This window comes from Dolichospermum lemmermannii CS-548 (assembly GCF_028330815.1).
GTDB classification, from domain to species: Bacteria; Cyanobacteriota; Cyanobacteriia; order Cyanobacteriales; family Nostocaceae; genus Dolichospermum; species Dolichospermum lemmermannii.
Window position 1 is genome coordinate 24,861 of the sequence record NZ_JAQMTJ010000264.1, and the last position, 17,566, is coordinate 42,426.

A 17,566-nucleotide genomic window follows, 5' to 3' on the forward strand; every position below is an offset into this window, starting at 1 on the left:
GAAGACACAAATTTCAGGAGTTAATCAATTTTACAAGAAAGACTGGGAAGTTTGAAAGCCCCTGAGTAAGCATTGCGTAGCAATGCCTTATGTGCTTTTAGACAGGGGATGAAAAGCGACTCAGGTGGTTAAAACCACCGTCAAGATGTTGCAAGGCGCAATACATTTAGCCATCTTCAACCAACTATAGTAGTATAAGACAGGAGGTAAAGAGATGCTAGTTTTTGAGTTTAAAGCTTACGGAAAATCAGTTCAGTTAACAGCAATAGATGACGCGATTCGGACTGCTCAGTTCATTCGTAATAGCTGCATTCGGCTATGGATGGATGTTCAAGGTACAGGTAAAAACGACTTGCAGAAATATTGTGCTGTACTGGCGGCCAATTTCCCTTTTGCTAATGAACTCAATTCAATGGCTAGACAATCTTCTGCTGAACGAGCATGGGCTTCTATCACTCGGTTTTATAATAATTGCAAGAAAGGCATTCCTGGTTTAAAGGGATATCCTCAATTCCAAAAAGATTGTCGTTCTGTCGAATACAAAACAAGTGGTTGGAAACTGGCTTCGGACCGAAAGTTTATCACGTTCACTGATAAAAAAGGCATTGGGCGGTTAAAACTTAAAGGGACTCGTGACCTCCATTTCTACCAAATTAACCAAATTAAACGGGTAAGATTGGTAAAACGGGCTGATGGTTATTATTGTCAATTTTGTATTGATGTCAACCGTCAAGAAAATATAGAACCATCGGGAAATACAATTGGTTTAGATGTAGGTTTGAAAGAATACTACACTGATTCTCATGGGGTGATGGTGGAGAATCCGAAATTTCTCCGTGCAGGGGAAAAGGTTCTTAAACGTTCACAACGTCGTGTTTCCAGAAAAGTCAAAGGTTCAAAAAATCGGGGCAAAGCTAGACAGGTTTTAGGAAAACGCCACCTCAAAATAAGTAGGAAACGTAAAGACCATGCTATTAAATTAGCACGGTGCGTAGTTCAGTCTAACGACTTGATAGCCTATGAAGATTTGAGAATTAAAAACATGGTGAAAAATCATTGTTTAGCTAAGTCAATAAACGACGCATCTTGGTATCAGTTTCGTGTCTGGCTTGAATACTTTGGGAAAGTGTTCAAGAAAGTCACGGTGGCAGTAAATCCACAATATACAAGCCTTGAATGCTCTAGCTGTGGTGAAGTTGTTAAGAAAACTCTATCTACGAGAACACACGTTTGTCAGTGTGGGTGTGTGATGGATAGAGATGGTGCGATTCGTTGTTAGCTGAATCACGGTAATCAGTCCGTACATAAGCTAACCAACCCAATCCAATCATGGAAAAAGGTTGAACTCTCGGTCTGATATGGGTGAAAGCCCCATCTGCCAGACTCAGGTATGACTCCCTATCTGCCCATGATGACCCGACTCGGTTTCGGGAGGTCAAAGCTGGGAACAGGGCGCAATCAGACACCTGTTGTGAGGTGACACTTGGCGCTAACGGGGAGTTCCTATGATGAAACCGAGCCTAAAAAAGCGACCTAATCCAAAGCGGGACACAACTCAAAAACCCGACTTTACTGGAGCTAATTCCCGCCGCATATCCGTCTCAATAGCGGCAAGAGTCCAGGGAATCCAGTGGTTGAATTGGCTACATCTAACGGAACAATCAATCAACCGAGGGAACGAATAAAAACGGATTGGAGGTCTAAGGGAGGTCGAACCCTAAGTAGGCTAGACGAGCAGCGGAACCCCTTCAATTCGGGTAGGACAGACCGTAATTGGTTTGAGGTGTTCAGAATACACAAATTGGAGAAGAGCATGGTTAGGCACAGCAATAATGCTAGTGAATCTTGGATGACATTACCGTGGAAGAAATTCCGCCGTGACTTATTCCGCCTACAAAAACGAGTGTATAAAGCGATTCTTGCAGGAGACAAGCGTAAGGCAAAGTTCCTTCAAAAGCTAATTCTGAAATCTACCGCAGCAAGATTATTGGCTATCCGTCAAGTATCACAGCTAAACGCTGGGAAAAAGACCGCAGGAATTGACGGCAAAAAGTCCCTTAACTTTAAGGAACGCTTCGAGCTTAATGAACTGCTAAAAGCATCAGGTAGCAACTGGAAACACCAGGGGCTAAGAGAAATACCCATCCCCAAAAAGGACGGTACTACCAGGATGCTAAAAATCCCCACTATTGCAGACCGAGCCTGGCAATGCCTGGCAAAATATGCTCTAGAACCAGCACATGAAGCAACCTTCCACGCTAAGAGCTACGGTTTTAGAACGGGACGCTCGGCGCAGGACGCGCAGAAAATCTTGTTTAATAATCTAAACTCATCTAGTAACGGAAAAGATAAACGAGTTATAGAACTCGATATCGAAAAATGCTTTGACAGGATAAACCACACCGCCATAATGGATAGACTCATAGCTCCAAGGAGCATAAAGCAGGGAATCTTCCGCTGCTTAAAATCCGGGGTCAATCCAGAGTTTCCTGTACAAGGAACACCTCAAGGTGGAGTAGTAAGTCCACTTTTAGCTAACATCGCCTTAGATGGGATTGAAAGTATTCACAGACACCACATGATGTCTAATAGAAGAATCACAGACAATACCTCAACAAAACATATTATTGAACCATCAGTCCGCTACGCAGATGACATGGTAATAATATTACGACCACAGGATGATGCCCAAGAAATACTTGACAAAATCAACCAGTTTCTAGCAGAGCGGGGAATGAAAGTTAGTGAGAAAAAGACAAAGCTAACCGCCGCGACAGATGGGTTCGATTTCCTCGGCTGGAACTTCAAAGTCCAGAAAAACGGGAAGTTTAGATGCGTTCCTTCAGTGGACAACTTTAAATCTTTTCGCAAGAAAGTAAAAGCCATCGTCAACTGCTCGAATTATGGTGCTACTACCAAGGCTGAGAAATTAGCTCCCGTAGTTAGAGGTTGGAGGAATTACCATCGCTTCTGTAAGATGGACGGGTCTAGATATTCCCTTTACCATATCCAACACAGAACATTCAAGGTATTCAATAAGGAAGCCAAAAAGAATCGCCATTCTAGCAAACAATTACTAGATAAAGCGTTCCCCGCAGTTCCTTACTCCGAAAATAAACACATCAATGTTAAAGGGGAGAAATCACCCTACGACGGAGATTTGAGTTACTGGAGCGAGCGTAACAGCAAACTCTATGACAATCATACCTCTAAAGCCCTCAAACGGCAAAACCATAAATGTGGACATTGTGGGCTAAAAATGCTCAGTGATGAGAAGGTACATTTACATCATGTTGATGAAAACCATAACAATTGGAAACCTAAAAACCTTCTAGCAATTCACGAAAGCTGCCACGATTATATTCACATGAGCAAAAGCAAAAGCTAAGAACATCGGAAGCCACCGCGTGAAAGCTGCACGCCCAGATTTAACAGAGAGGGGCGGGAAATAATATTCCCCCTCGACTCTACCAGAATGCAGCTAGAAACATCCTTAGTCGAGGATTGAGTATGGTTACTGAGCCTGTCGAAGTACCGTAGGGCATACGGGAACTTTCATGCTAGACACTTCGACTAAGCTCAGTGCAAGCATGAGCAACGCTTTAGGAGATGAGTCCTCTACTCAGGCTGGAGAGATCCTGTCTGAGCAAGTCATGTCTTTGATTAAAGAATCCCCGCGTCTTTAGACCGGGGAGTGTCAAGAAGATAACCCCTGAATTCTTTGTTGATAAAATTTCTATTCAAGTTTAACTGATCAGAATCAACCATAACAGTATGTCTTACGTATCTCTCCTAAAAAACATACCAGAAATATTCAGCCAACCAACGGGAATAGCCGCTATAGCTTCCCTTGGTATCCACGGCGCTATTGCCTTAATTGTGCCATTAATGCCAGTTAACTCTGGTCAATCTTCTAAAACTGACTCACCCAAAGCAGTGGGATTGATGGAACTGAGTACCGCTGATCAAAGCCGATTACCACAACCCCCTAGTACATCCCCGGTAGCTTTACAGCAACCACAATTACCGCTACAGCAACAACTACCAGGTGCTAATTCAAGCAGTCCACTAACTAACTATCCCGCTTTACAACCGGAATTATCTAGTCAGTCGGTATTACCAGCTATTCCGAGTTCGCCAACTAACTTGAACCTTTCTTATCTGCCTAGCAAGCAATCTATTGAAAGATTGACTCGCAATGATTTACAGATAGCAATGTCTAGATTACCAAGAAGTACATATACTCCCTCGACTTCCTCGACTTCTCCTTTTGTCAATAATCTAGATCAGAGAATGAAAGAAACCGGATCTCTCGGTATTAATCGGTTACCAGAAGTGCGACAAAGTAATGAAATACCTGGAGAACCACTGAATAATCCGTCTGCTGAAGCTATTGATATTGGCAGTACAACAACAGCAGGTATTTCACCACCACAAACAGTGGCCTCAGGAAATAATGCCGTTAAGATTCCTCAAGATGGAGAAAAATTAGCTTTAACAGATAATTCTAGGGGACAATCGCCAGAAATCATCACAAATGAATCTGAATCAAAAGGTAAAAAAACTGAACAATTACTGGCTAAACTGAACTCCTACAATACTCTTAGACAAAATATTCGTCAAGAATATCCCAATGTTAAAGAGAAAGGGGTAATTCGTGAAACCATCTCTACAGATACACCGGAGATGGAAGGGACAGTTGTGGGTAGATTAGTTGTAGATCCAGATGGTAAGGTTTTAGATATTAAATTCCAAGCAGGAACAGAATCGCCTAAGTTACAATCTAAGGCTAGGGAATTTTTCAGTGCTAATCCACCTCAAGCTGATAAGCAGTTAATTAGCTCTTATCCTTTCCAACTCAAGTTCCAAAATAATCCCAATTCTGCGGGAGTAAGTTCTAAGACTCAACCAACAGCCACTTCAAATACTGAAAAAGTATTTGAATCTAAAATCCAACCAACAGCGACACCAAATTCTCAAAAATTACCTGAACTCCAAATCCAACCAACAGCCACACCAAATTCTCAAAAATTACCCGAACCTGAAAATACTAAAAATCGTCCCGAAACTCCATCAGTAAATACTTCTAATTCTGTCACTTCTGAAAAATCCAGTAGTAATTCGCCGGCTGTATCTACTGAATCTAATCAAAAACTTATCCAAACTTTACGCCAAATCAAGGAAGAAAGAAAAAATCCTTAGCACCATGATCAAGGATCTGGTGCGTTACGTTATCGTTAACACACCTTACGTATTTTTGAAGAATCAAACCGGATTTCTATATATTTGTAAGGGTTTAGCAGTGTTTATTGGTGTCAACGTAAGAACCGCCAGGGAATAAATTCCCTGTCTCATAGCTCAAGTCCGTTAAAACGGACTAATAAATTTTGCTAGTGTTTAGTCATCAAAAGAGAACTTTCGATATTAGCAAGGAACTTGAGTTCGGCATGGGGTTTTGCGTTAAGTTGACACCAATGAATCTCTTGCTTTACATAAAAAGACCGCAGAAATATTAGACATGGATTGGATTACTCTCCTGCGATCGCTACAATCTGACTTTTTGAAAAGGTTAACATCTAGTTGTCTACTTCATTGTGAAATAGAAGGTCAACATAGTGAATTAACTATCATTTCTGGTGAGAGATTAAAGGCATTACGGGAATTTTGCTGGTTAATGGCGGAAAAATATAAACGCACTTCTCCAGTCCGTGACGTTTTTATTAATAATCTTAAAGGTAAATTAGGAGAGGAAGTTGTTAAAGAAAGATTAGCGGATTTTATTACGGAAGTAGATTATGAAAAACGCTTTGGTGGTGATGGTAAAAGTGATTTTACACTCACTGCTAATTCTGTAATTGGCGTTGAAGTCAAATCTCGTCACGGTAGTATTGATAGAGTTAGATGGTCAGTGAGTGCAGAAGAAGTGGAAAAAAATGCAGTAATTGTTTGTATTTTGATTCAAGAAGAAGTCAATGAAGCCCAATCTGCATATCACCTTTTTTTAGCTGGATTTCTCCCCACACAAATGATTAAATTGAAAACTGGGAAAATTTCCTTTGGAATTAATCAATTATTGTATGGTGGTGGTTTATTTTCCTATTTAGAACAATTTTCAATTTCGGCAAATTCTCATAAATCTGATTTATTTCAAAGTCAAATAATTAAACCCCAATCTACACCTGTTGATTTAACTATTTTTTATTTAAATCTCGGTGATGAATATTTCCAAAAAGGGGAATATGCAGCGGCAATTAATAGTTACAATCAAGCTTTACAGTTTAATAATAGTGATGCTGATATTTATTATAAACTCGGTTTAGTTAATTATCAATTAGGTGAATATCACACAGCAATTACTAATTATAGTCAAGCAATAAATATTAATATAAATCATCCTCAAGCTTACAATCAAATAGGTTTAGTACATTATCAAATAGGTAATTATCACATAGCCATAGAAGCTTACACCCAAGCAATTAGAATTAATCCCCATATTGCGATTAATTATAAAAATCGTGCTGATGTTCGTTCTCATATTGGTGATACTCAAGGAGCAATTGAAGATTATAATCAGGCAATTAACCTCAATCCTGATTATGCTACCACGCAAAAAGATAGACAAATATCTCGATATTTATTAGATGAACAACAGCAATTAAAGCAAATAATTAATATTGCTCCTAATGACGCTATTGGTTATAAAAATAGTGGACATGATCGGGTTGAATTAGGAGATTATGAAGGAGCAATTACTGATTATAATCAGGTAATTCAAATTAATCCTGATGATATTGATGCTTATTATTGTCGGGGTAATGCTCATTTTGATTTGGGAAAATATGCAGCAGCAATTGCCGATTATACTCAGGTAATTAAAATGAATTTTCACTATGTTAATGCTTATTATAACCGAGGAAATGCCCTATTAGAAATTGCAGATAAACAGGGAGCAGTTGAGGATTTCCATAAAGCAGCAGATTTATATTGGCAAGCAGGAAAATTAGCAGAATATAAAGATACACAAGCTAGAATAATAGAATTAGAAATAGAAGCATCTTTAGATATTTTAAATTTCTAATATCAATTTTTTGTTAGACTGTACAGAATCATAAAATCATCCGTCTTTATCTGCGTTTATCTGCGTTTATCTGCGGTCAATAATTCTTGAAATCTGACTTTAAAATTTATCAAAACAGTTTATAATGAAATAGTTATTAGTGAGTAACTTACAAGTATATGAATAATCAGGGCAAACAAGTTTATAATTACACCGTCATTCTCGAAAGGGAAGAAGATGGAGGCTATCATGCTTTTTGTCCCCTTCTTAAGGGCTGTCATTCTCAAGGAGATACTTTTGAAGAAGCGATCGCCAATATCACGGAAGCTGTAGAATTATATCTTGAAAGTCTCATGGCTGATAATCAACCTATTCCTAAAGAAGATTTTATTGTCAAGCCATTAAGTGTTTTAGTATGAGTATTTTTCCAAGTGTCATAGCTAAAGAGTTTATTAAAGTTGTTGAAAAATTAGGTTTTTATTTTGATCGTCAAAAGGGCAGTCACGCCATTTACAAGCATAATGATGGGCGTAGGGTTGTTATTCCTATTCATTCGGGAAAAGATATCAAACAAGGTACTTTAACAGGAATGATTCAAGATGTTAGTATTGATAAAGAAACATTCTTTTGTTAGGAAGATAGGAGATACTTCTCAAATCCCCTATTTCACAGTACCATAATCCCATTTTCAACTCTGAGACAAACGCTTTATCTCTGCACTTCCTAAAATATCGTGGGCTTTCGCCAACATTTGGGGAATTTTTTCAGCTTGGGGACTATTAACAAGACATTCTCGTAAATCTAATTCATCTAACCTATCAGCCCGATTACCAGGAAACCAATGATCAGCTTGTCCTAAGAGATTATAACGCATTTTGCCATAGTCTATCATATCATAAGCCAAAGCCAAATTTAACAGCCACAAAATCACCCGCATATTTACTTCCCCTGGAGTTTCTTCCCAAGTTGGTAAATTAGTTTCCCAGGTTTTTACCCAATCTTCTCCTAAAATCTTGATTGCTTCTGACTCTAATCTGGAAATAATTGGTGGTAGAATTTCTGCCGCATTATCTAATAATTCCAAAGTCTTTAAATGCTCATCAAAATCAGTTGATTTGGCTGCACCTATACTCAAAGTATGCACTTGAGGATGACTCAAACAAAATAAATCATTAAACACCATTGGACTCAAAGGCGCACACAAATCAACTAACTTTTTGGGAGGTTGATATAATAACCCACCTTTATTAGAAGGGCTAATAATAAATACACCCATATCTAATTTAGTTGCAGCTTCAACAGCAGCCCAGTTCTGGCGATTAATATAGTACCAATGCAAATTCACATAATCAAATTTATTACTATTAATTGCTTGCAAAATTATATCTGTGTGACCATGAGTAGAAAAGCCAATAAATTTAATCTTACCTTCAGATTGTAACTGTTTTGCTACTTCTAAACAACCACCTTCACGAATACTATCATTCCAAGTTTCTGCATTATTAATGCCATGTAAACTAAACAAATCAACATAATCTAACTGAAGATAAGCCAAAGATTTTTCAAAGGTTTGGCGAAATTCTTGAGGGTCTGCAACAGGAGAAACTTTAGTTTGGACTATTAATTTTTCACGAGGAAATTGGGGGAGGATTTTTCCCAACTGCATTTCTGATGTTCCATAACCGCGTGCAGTTTCAATATGATTAATTCCCAATTCTACAGAACGACGAATTACAGCTTCTAAATTCTCTTGATTATCTCTAGGAATTTCTTCTGGGATAACATCTTGCCATTTATATTGATATCGCATTCCTCCGCAGGAAAACACAGGCATTTGTATTTCTGTCCGGCCAAAACGTTTGTATAGCATTTGTGAATTTTTTAACTATCTATTAACTAAGAATTAGGTAAGAATTTGTGTTAGTGCTGATTGCAAATTCGGATATTGATATTCAAAACCTGACTCTAAAGTGCGTTTGGGTAAAACCTGTTGTCCTTCCAAAACCACCTTAGCCCCGTCTCCTAATATAGCTTCTATAGCGAATCCCGGCACAGGCAACCAAGAGGGACGATTCATGACGTTACCCATTGTGGTACTTAAATCATTCATGCGAACTGGTTGAGGAGCGGTGGCATTATATACTCCCTCCATTGTTGGTTTAGTTAAAGCTTGGATAATTAAACTGACAATATCATCTAAGTGAATCCACGAAAACCACTGCTGACCACTGCCAATAGGTCCACCAGCAAAGAGTTTAAAGGGGGTAATCATTTTTCCTAAAGCGCCACCATTACCCAAAACAATCCCAAAACGTAAAATTACTAACCGCACATTGGTATCTTTTACCTTTCGCGCTTCCGCTTCCCACTCTTGACAGACTTGAGCGAGAAAGTCATTGCCAGAAGCGCTATCTTCATCAAAACTGGCAGTTTCACTGGTTCCGTAATAACCAATAGCCGAAGTATTGACTAGGACAATGGGGTGAGGATTAGCTTTAGCTATAGCTTCGACAATTTTTTGTGTTCCTAGTTTGCGAGTGTTGAGAATTTCCTGCTTGCGTTCTGGTGTCCAACGTCCCTCAGCAATGGGTTCTCCGGCTAAATTAACTACGCCGTCACAACCAGATATAGCATCTTGCCAAGAGCCGGATACACTGGGGGTATAGGCAATAATTTCTAAGTTAGGAAAAGCTGGGGAGGGAAATACTTTTTGAGCAAAGGTAGGATTGCGGGTTAATACCAAAATTCTATGACCTTCCGTGTGTAGTCTTTCTACCAACCGACTACCCACAAATCCTGTTGCACCACTAATTGCTATTTTCATTGATATTGCTGGTTGTTGATTACCTACTGAGGAATGGGAATTAAATAAAGGACAAATCTTAATTTACAGCACTTTCCGGTGTTATGAGGTACTTATGTAGCGGACAATATGCCAGCACTACCGGGGAATCTTTTCTTGCAATTATTGGAGATTACAGAAAAATTGGTAAAATAATTAACTATGGGGCAAACCTCCTTAATAAAATTGAGTTGGTAACAACACTAACGGAGCTAAAGGCCATTAATGCCGCTGCACTGGCAGGACCGAGAACAAAACCCCAGCTAGGTAATAATACACCAGCCGCGAGGGGAATACCTATTGTATTATAGGCAAAAGCCCAAAATAAATTCTGACGAATGGTATTAAAAGTGGCTCGACTTAACTGAATCGCCTTGACAACATCGGTTAGGGAATTTCGCATTAAAATAATTTCAGCAGTTTCCATAGCGACATCCGTTCCTGAATGTAAAGCGATGCCCACATCTGCCTGTGATAAGGCTGGAGCGTCATTGATACCATCTCCTACCATAGCGACATAAGTTTTGATTTTCCCACATTGAAGAGATTGAATGGTGGCGGCTTTTTGGGCTGGGGGGATACCTGCCATGATGTCGGTGTTGGCAATTCCTAGTTGTTTAGCGATCGCATTGGCTGATTCTAATCTATCACCACTCAGGAGCATAACTCGCAAACCCATTTGTCGTAATTTGTCTACTGCGGTTTTTGCATCTGGTCTGAGGGTATCACTAACAGCAATTAATCCGGTTAATGTTCCATCTACAGCCACACCAATTACAGTTTTTCCCTCTGTAGCTAGTCTTTGTCCCTGTTTTTCTGCTGTTTCAGTAATATTGACTTGGTGGTAATTAAACCATTCCCAGTTACCTAAAAGAACTTTTTTTCCCTCAACGACAGCGGATACGCCCATACCTGGTTCAGTATGGAATTCTACAGCATGGGGAATAGCTAGATCTTGGCGTTTGGCTTCTTGCTGAATGGCTGTAGCGAGGGGATGATAAGTACCGCTTTCTACGGCTGCGGCTAGTTGAATGAGAGATAATGGTAAAGTTGATTCGGCAATAACTAGACAATCAGTTACGGTGGGTTTACCTGTGGTGAGAGTTCCGGTTTTATCAAAAACTACCGTGTCTAGTTTATGGACTTTTTCTAAAACGTCGCCACCTTTGATTAATAATCCCCGTTCTGCACCCATACCTGTTCCCACTAAGATGGCTGTAGGGGTAGCTAATCCTAAAGCACAGGGACAAGCAACTACCATAACAGCGATCGCTAATTTTAAACTAATTAACAGGGCAGAATATTGGGTATGGGGGATTAAATGCTGGGGATTATGTCCCATATTGTGAGCCATGATCATGCCACCAGTCATCGTCACATCTGGCCAAAGGTGAGTTCCCAACAAATACCAAAATAGGAAGGTTAAACCAGCCGCTGTTAAGACACCATAGGTAAAATATCCAGCCACCGTATCTGCTAATTTTTGAACTGGGGCTTTGCGAGTTTGGGCAGCTTCTACCAAAGCCACAATTTGGGCTAGAATTGTATCATCACCAGTGCGAGTAGCTTGAATAGCGATCGCTCCTGACTGATTTAAAGTGCCTCCAGTCACAGTATCTCCTGCTTGCTTCATCACGGGTACAGATTCCCCTGTCAGCATGGATTCATCTATGGTAGTTTGTCCAAAGCGCACTTCACCATCTACCGGAATTTTATCCCCCGGTAACACCTGCAACCATTCACCCACACGCACCTGTTCCGCCGGAATTTCCATAATATTAGCCCCAGCAATCAATTTTTCCGATTCTGGATTAATAATTAACCGGGCTGTTTGCGGCACTAAAGCTAACAATTGGCGAAACGCTTTAGCCGCACGGACTCTAGCCTGTTTTTCTAAAGTTCTCCCCAAAAGAATAAAACCCAACATCATCACCGGTTCATCAAAAAAGCATTCCCAACCCATTTGGGGAAACAATAACGCCACCAAACTGGCAATATAGGCTGTTAGAGTTCCCAAACCAATGAGGGTATTCATATTCGGCGCACCCCGTCGCCAACCTAGCCAACCTTCCACTAAAATTGGTCTACCAGGAATAATAATGGCGATAGTAGCCAGTCCACAATGAAACCAAATGTCATTTAAAAAGGGAAAAATAACAGATCCAATATTACCAAAATGACCAATTCCCGATAGTAACAGTAGTAAACTAGCAATTCCTAACTGTCTAACTATCCCCTGCATTTCTTGGCGTTGTCTTACTTCTGGGTTAGGGATTGCAGATTTATCACCAGCACCTTTAGCCGTCCGTAATTGGCTAGGAAATCCTGTAGCCGTTAATCCCTGAACTAACGCCTCTGCATCTACAGTACCAATTTCCGCCTCTACGACTGCGACTTCTGTTGCGAGGTTAACATAAACGCTTTTAACTTCTGGATGCTGAATAAGCTGTTTTTCTACCGCATTAACACATCCAGCACACCTCATCCCTCCAACATCTAAAATAATTTTCTCTGAGTTAAGTATTTTTGTGGGAGGGGCAGATTCTATAACTATTTCAGATTTGGGGATCAGTTGCATGGCCAGTTTTTAGGTTCGTTCTTGTTAGTTTAGCGCTTAATAACTAGCGTCTTTACTTTGAGGTTAGAGAACTTCACAAAAAAAATGATCCAATTTTGTGGGATGGGCATCCTGCCCGTCCTTGTATTATTAGCGGGCAAGATGCCCGCACTACAAGAAATTTTGGGATATTTTTTAAATTGGAAGTCTCTTAAGCCAAATCTGCCACTTTGACTAAGTGAACAATATTAAGTTTCCCCAACTCCCCAAAATCCTCAAAATCCTCAAAATCACAAAAATCATAGTTCAGATGTTATTTTTGAGGTTAAGCGAAATCTGCCACTTTCACCAAAATCCTAAAAATCATTTAAATCACAAAAATCATAGTTTGCTTTTAGCTGTGTAAATTACAGCCGTTAATTGTATTGGTAACATCAAAATCAGGCTTTTGCAGAAATAATTAATTTCCCAATCTGATACGATGCTGAAATATCCCATACTCATTATTAGTAAAATGAGTAAGTGAATTTGGTTGTGTTTGATAATTTGCATATCAATTTCAATTAATTAATAAACTTTCTAAAACCAACCTTGCTTATTCACAAAATAAGTATTAACAAATTCTTCATGGGGTTTATTGAAGTAAATCATGGCTTCAATCAAACCAACGATTTGCATAACTATCAATGTAAATCCGTAGGTAAAAGAGCCACCAATTACAGAAATTGCTAACATAATAAAACCTTCTGATGTGTAACCAAGAATAAATTTATGCAGCCCAAATCCACCAAAAATAATTCCAGCATAACCAGCCAACAGTTGTTTAGTAGTGTAAGATGGGTTGAGATTACTCATATTTAGTTATACTCCTTGATGATTGGTAATTGGTGATTGGTAATTGGTGATTGGTAATTGGTAATTGGTAATTGGTGATTGGTAATTGGTGATTGGTAATTGGTGATTGGTAATTGGTAAGATTTAAATGTGGATAAATTTTTCTGAAAAGTAATCGTAAAAATATCAAATTTTCTGGTAAAACATCACAAATTTGGCAGAAAAATATTGTGCAGTATCTTCGCTAATTTTCAGGTAGTAATTAACCTCAAAGTTAGTAAAGATCCGACACTAAGTAAGTTGGCGTTAAACAATCAACATATGTAACGAAATGTAAATTCGACAAATACCTATAGATAGGTTATTTAAGGGTTTTTACGAAAAAAATGTATATTGATTTTATCGTGCCGACTTACTTATAGATTTTTCTACATATTTATTGTTATGAAATCCGGAGGATTTTGTTTGAGAAGTAATTAAGTAGTTAGCAGTGAGAATAAAAACAGTTACCAACAACCTAATGAATTATCTTGACCTGTTCACTGACAACTGTACGGGCGAAGCATTTGGAGAACTATTTTTGGCAATGACCGATAATTTATCTTCCAAATGCTTAGCCCCTACTAACAACTAACAACTGACTAAGGAATAAAATTTTATGAAAGCGATGATTCTTGCAGCGGGAAAGGGTACTCGTATCCGTCCCATCACATATACAATTCCCAAACCCATGATTCCTATTCTGCAAAAGCCGGTTATGGAATTTTTACTGGAGTTATTGCGCCAACATGGATTTGACGAAATTATGGTCAATGTCAGCCATTTGGCGGAAGAAATAGAAAGTTATTTCCGTGATGGTCAGCGGTTTGGAGTGCAGATTGCCTATTCTTTTGAAGGTAAAATTGATGATGATGGTAAACTCGTCGGCGAAGCTATTGGTTCGGCCGGAGGTATGCGGCGGATTCAAGACTTCTCACCATTTTTTGATGACACATTTGTAGTGTTATGTGGTGATGCCTTAATTGATTTAGATTTAACTGCGGCGGTAAAGTGGCATAAATCCAAAGGGGCGATCGCTACTATCATCACCAAATCAGTTCCCAAAGAAGAGGTTTCTAGCTACGGTGTGGTGGTTACTGACGAAAATAATCGCGTTCAAGCTTTCCAAGAAAAACCTTCAACAGAAGAAGCCCTTAGCACTAATATCAATACAGGTATTTATATTTTCGAGCCAGAAGTGTTTAAATATATACCCTCTGGAGTGGAATATGACATTGGTAGCCAGTTATTCCCCCAACTTGTAGCAGATAACGCCTCTTTTTATGCTATTCCCATGGATTTTGAATGGGTAGATATTGGTAAAGTTCCCGATTATTGGCGAGCAATTCGTGGTGTTTTATCAGGAGAAATTAAAAATGTCCAAATCCCCGGACATGAAGTCGCTCCCGGTATTTTTACTGGTTTAAATGTATCTGTAAATTGGGATAAAGTTGATATCACTGGACCTGTTTATATTGGGGGAATGACCAAAATCGAAGATGGGGCAAAAATTATTGGACCAGCAATGATTGGTCCAAATTGCTGGATTTGTAGTGGGGCTACTGTAGACAACAGTGTAATTTTTGAATGGTCGCGTTTAGCTCCAGGAGTCCGCTTAGTAGATAAGCTGGTGTTTGGGCGTTACTGTGTAGATAAGACGGGAGCATCTATTGATGTGCAAGCTGCGGCTTTAGATTGGCTAATTACTGATGCTCGCCAAACTCGACCTTCAGAAATACCTTTAGAACACCAAGCGATCGCTGAATTATTGGGAGCAAATGTTAATTAGTTAGTTGTCAGTTGTTCGTTGTCAGTTATTCGTTGTCAGTAGGGGCGAAGCATTTGGAAGATAAATTATCGGTCATTGCCAAAAATAGTTCTCCAAATGCTTCGCCCGTACAGTTGTCAGTTGTCCGTTGTCCGTTATCCGTTGTTTTTCTTTACCACTGACCACTGACCACTGACAACTGACAACTGACTATTAACTATTCAAGTAAGTATACCGTTGTAAACTTTGCTCGTAAGTTTGTAGTAGTCGCTGAGATTCCGCTATAGTAATGTGCCGTTCTTCTAAAGCTCGCTCACACCGTTGGCGAATGTTTTCTATCATGTCCTCAGCATCATACTGGACGTAGCTCAGAACTTCACTCATGGTATCGCCCTTGACAACGTGTTCAATTTGATAACCTTTGGGTGTTAAATTAATGTGAACAGCGTTAGTGTCACCAAAGAGATTATGTAAATTCCCCATAATTTCCTGGTACGCTCCATTCAGGAACATTCCCAGATAATAAGGTTTCCCCGGCTCAAATTCGTGCAGTTCTAACACTGATTTGACATCTCGCAAATCTATGAAGCGGTCTATTTTCCCATCACTATCACAGGTTAGATCCGCTAAAATTCCTCTCCGGGTTGGTTCTTCATCCAGACGATGTATAGGCATAATGGGAAATAGTTGATCTATCGCCCAACAGTCCGGTGCTGATTGAAACACGGAAAGATTGATATAGTAAATGGAAGCCATGATTTTTTCTAGGTCTTCCAACTCATCAGGTACGTATTCTTCCTGACGGATGAGAGTTAAAACTTTTTGACAACAAGCCCAGTAAAGACGCTCGGCTTTAGCGCGTTCCTTGAGGCGCAAAATTCCTAAGTTAAAACGACTGATGGCTTCCTCTTTGAATTGAGCCGCATCGTGATAGAACTCTTGGTAATTTTCTTTGTTGATGGATTGGTAGGTTTCCCAGAGATATTTAATGATTGGGGATTCTCCCTCTTGGTGAGGAGAAGGGGGATCAAGGGGGACATCGCTGGTGCTGAGAACATCAAAGATTAAAACCGATTGGTGGGAAGAAATCGCCCGGCCACTTTCACTCACTAATGTTGGTACGGGAATATGCTTTTCATCACAGGTATCTTTTAACTCTGCCACGATGTCGTTAGCATAGTTTTGCATATTGTAGTTTTTCGAGGTGTAGAAGTTGGTTTGAGAGCCGTCGTAATCTACACCCAAGCCACCACCAACGTCTAAATATTTCATATCTGCCCCCAGCATGGCCAACTCCACATAAATGCGGCTGGCTTCTTGGATGGCATCTTTAATGACATTGATAGCAGAGATTTGAGAACCAATGTGAAAGTGTAATAACTGCAAAGAACCGAGTAAGTCGGCTGCACCTAATTTTTCCACAGCTTCCATAATTTCGGGAATTGTCAAGCCAAACTTAGCGCGATCGCCTGTGGAAGTTCCCCAACGCCCCATTCCCTGGGTACTTAATTTCGCTCTTACTCCCAAGATGGGTTTAATGCCTAATTGACGGCTGACCGCAATGGCCAAATCCACCTCTTCAATTTGCTCTAGGACGATCACTGGTGTTTGTCCTAGTTTCTGGGCTAACATCGCTGTTTCGATGTATTCCTGGTCTTTGTAGCCGTTGCAAATTAACAATGCGCCTGGCGTATCCAACAAGGCTAGAGCAATCATTAATTCTGGCTTAGAACCTGCTTCTAAACCAAATTGATGGGGTTTACCAAATCTCACTAAATCTTCGATCAGGTGGCGTTGTTGATTGCACTTAACGGGAAATACTCCCCGATATACCCCAGGATAGTTATAGCGAGCGATCGCTTTGGCAAAACAAGCATTTAATCGCTCAATTCGGTCTTCCAAAATATCGGAAAACCGGATTAACATGGGTAGCCCCAAATTACGCTGCTTTAAAGCATTTACCAACTCGAACAAGTCTAATGACCCACCACGTTCACCCTTGGGGGAGACAGTCACATGACCAGCCGCATTAATCGAAAAATAAGGCTTTCCCCAACCTTCAATCCGGTACAGGTCTTCACTATTCTCAATTTTCCAAGGTAGAGGTAAATCTCCCGTAATTGGACTAGGGACTAGTAGTTGCTTCTGTTTTTGGCGTTTCAATTCAGCTTTATGCCCATTAGACGGCATTTTCACAATTTCATCAGCGGTTGACTCGACACCCATTTCTTCCTGACCTCTGTGGTTGCCTACGAAAATAATAATTTAACAAAATAGTTCTGGTGAGGGATATACAACTAGAAATAATTTCTGATTAAGAATTAGTAATTAGGGGCTGCTGAATAAACCTAGAACTGAGATATATCAAGAGTTTGAAGGTAAAAAAGGTGAATCAGGTGCAAGGAATAAGGGTTGAAATCAGCAAAAACCTATCACTTGACCAGATTCAATACTATTCTTCTCTTCTTC

The 17,566-nt window shown here is 39.7% G+C and carries 13 protein-coding genes; 8 read left to right on the forward strand and 5 right to left on the reverse strand.

What is annotated here, in order from left to right:
- The first annotated feature begins 214 nt into the window (after positions 1 to 214).
- From PN450_RS18030 to PN450_RS18060, 6 genes are all read left to right on the forward strand, one after another.
- Positions 215 to 1,279, forward strand: a complete 1,065-nt coding sequence (locus PN450_RS18030) for an RNA-guided endonuclease InsQ/TnpB family protein (RefSeq protein ID WP_271837113.1) — start codon at positions 215 to 217, stop codon at positions 1,277 to 1,279.
- 534 nt (positions 1,280 to 1,813) lie between these two features.
- On the forward strand, positions 1,814 to 3,388 hold the full coding sequence (locus PN450_RS18035; protein ID WP_271837114.1) for a group II intron reverse transcriptase/maturase: 1,575 nt from the start codon (positions 1,814 to 1,816) through the stop codon (positions 3,386 to 3,388).
- Between the two features lie 386 nt (positions 3,389 to 3,774).
- Positions 3,775 to 5,202, forward strand: a complete 1,428-nt coding sequence (locus tag PN450_RS18045) for a hypothetical protein (RefSeq protein WP_271837115.1) — start codon at positions 3,775 to 3,777, stop codon at positions 5,200 to 5,202.
- Positions 5,203 to 5,518: 316 nt separating this feature from the next.
- On the forward strand, positions 5,519 to 7,078 hold the full coding sequence (locus PN450_RS18050) for a tetratricopeptide repeat protein (RefSeq protein WP_271837116.1): 1,560 nt from the start codon (positions 5,519 to 5,521) through the stop codon (positions 7,076 to 7,078).
- Between the two features lie 158 nt (positions 7,079 to 7,236).
- Positions 7,237 to 7,476 carry a type II toxin-antitoxin system HicB family antitoxin gene (locus tag PN450_RS18055; protein ID WP_213718379.1) on the forward strand — a complete coding sequence of 80 codons (240 nt, stop codon included), beginning with the start codon at positions 7,237 to 7,239 and terminating at the stop codon, positions 7,474 to 7,476.
- The gene (locus PN450_RS18060; protein ID WP_271837117.1) at positions 7,473 to 7,691 is read left to right on the forward strand and encodes a type II toxin-antitoxin system HicA family toxin; all 219 of its coding nucleotides are present in this window, start codon (positions 7,473 to 7,475) and stop codon (positions 7,689 to 7,691) included. Before PN450_RS18055 ends, PN450_RS18060 begins: the two co-directional genes overlap by 4 nt.
- Positions 7,692 to 7,745: 54 nt before the next feature.
- Here the strand turns inward: PN450_RS18060 and PN450_RS18065 are convergent, their stop codons facing one another.
- From PN450_RS18065 to PN450_RS18080, 4 genes are all read right to left on the reverse strand, one after another.
- Positions 7,746 to 8,927 carry an aldo/keto reductase gene (locus tag PN450_RS18065; protein ID WP_271837118.1) on the reverse strand — a complete coding sequence of 394 codons (1,182 nt, stop codon included), beginning with the start codon at positions 8,925 to 8,927 and terminating at the stop codon, positions 7,746 to 7,748.
- Between the two features lie 33 nt (positions 8,928 to 8,960).
- Positions 8,961 to 9,881, reverse strand: a complete 921-nt coding sequence (thyD, locus tag PN450_RS18070; RefSeq protein WP_015080396.1) for a thylakoid membrane protein ThyD — start codon at positions 9,879 to 9,881, stop codon at positions 8,961 to 8,963.
- A 178-nt stretch (positions 9,882 to 10,059) separates the two neighbouring features.
- Positions 10,060 to 12,477, reverse strand: a complete 2,418-nt coding sequence (locus tag PN450_RS18075) for a heavy metal translocating P-type ATPase (protein WP_271837119.1) — start codon at positions 12,475 to 12,477, stop codon at positions 10,060 to 10,062.
- Between the two features lie 558 nt (positions 12,478 to 13,035).
- Complete coding sequence (locus tag PN450_RS18080; RefSeq protein ID WP_015080393.1) at positions 13,036 to 13,311, reverse strand: TM2 domain-containing protein; 276 nt, start codon at positions 13,309 to 13,311, stop codon at positions 13,036 to 13,038.
- A gap of 637 nt (positions 13,312 to 13,948) precedes the next feature.
- On the opposite strand from PN450_RS18080, the gene PN450_RS18085 reads away from it, so the two are divergent.
- Together PN450_RS18085 and PN450_RS18090 are read left to right on the forward strand one after the other, a co-directional pair.
- On the forward strand, positions 13,949 to 15,118 hold the full coding sequence (locus tag PN450_RS18085; RefSeq protein WP_015080121.1) for a sugar phosphate nucleotidyltransferase: 1,170 nt from the start codon (positions 13,949 to 13,951) through the stop codon (positions 15,116 to 15,118).
- A 32-nt stretch (positions 15,119 to 15,150) separates the two neighbouring features.
- Positions 15,151 to 15,279, forward strand: coding sequence for a hypothetical protein (locus PN450_RS18090; protein WP_271837120.1), 129 nt, complete (start codon positions 15,151 to 15,153; stop codon positions 15,277 to 15,279).
- A gap of 31 nt (positions 15,280 to 15,310) precedes the next feature.
- Here PN450_RS18090 and speA read toward each other — a convergent pair whose 3' ends face one another.
- Positions 15,311 to 17,323, reverse strand: a complete 2,013-nt coding sequence (gene speA, locus PN450_RS18095) for a biosynthetic arginine decarboxylase (protein ID WP_271821265.1) — start codon at positions 17,321 to 17,323, stop codon at positions 15,311 to 15,313.
- Positions 17,324 to 17,566 lie beyond the last annotated feature (243 nt).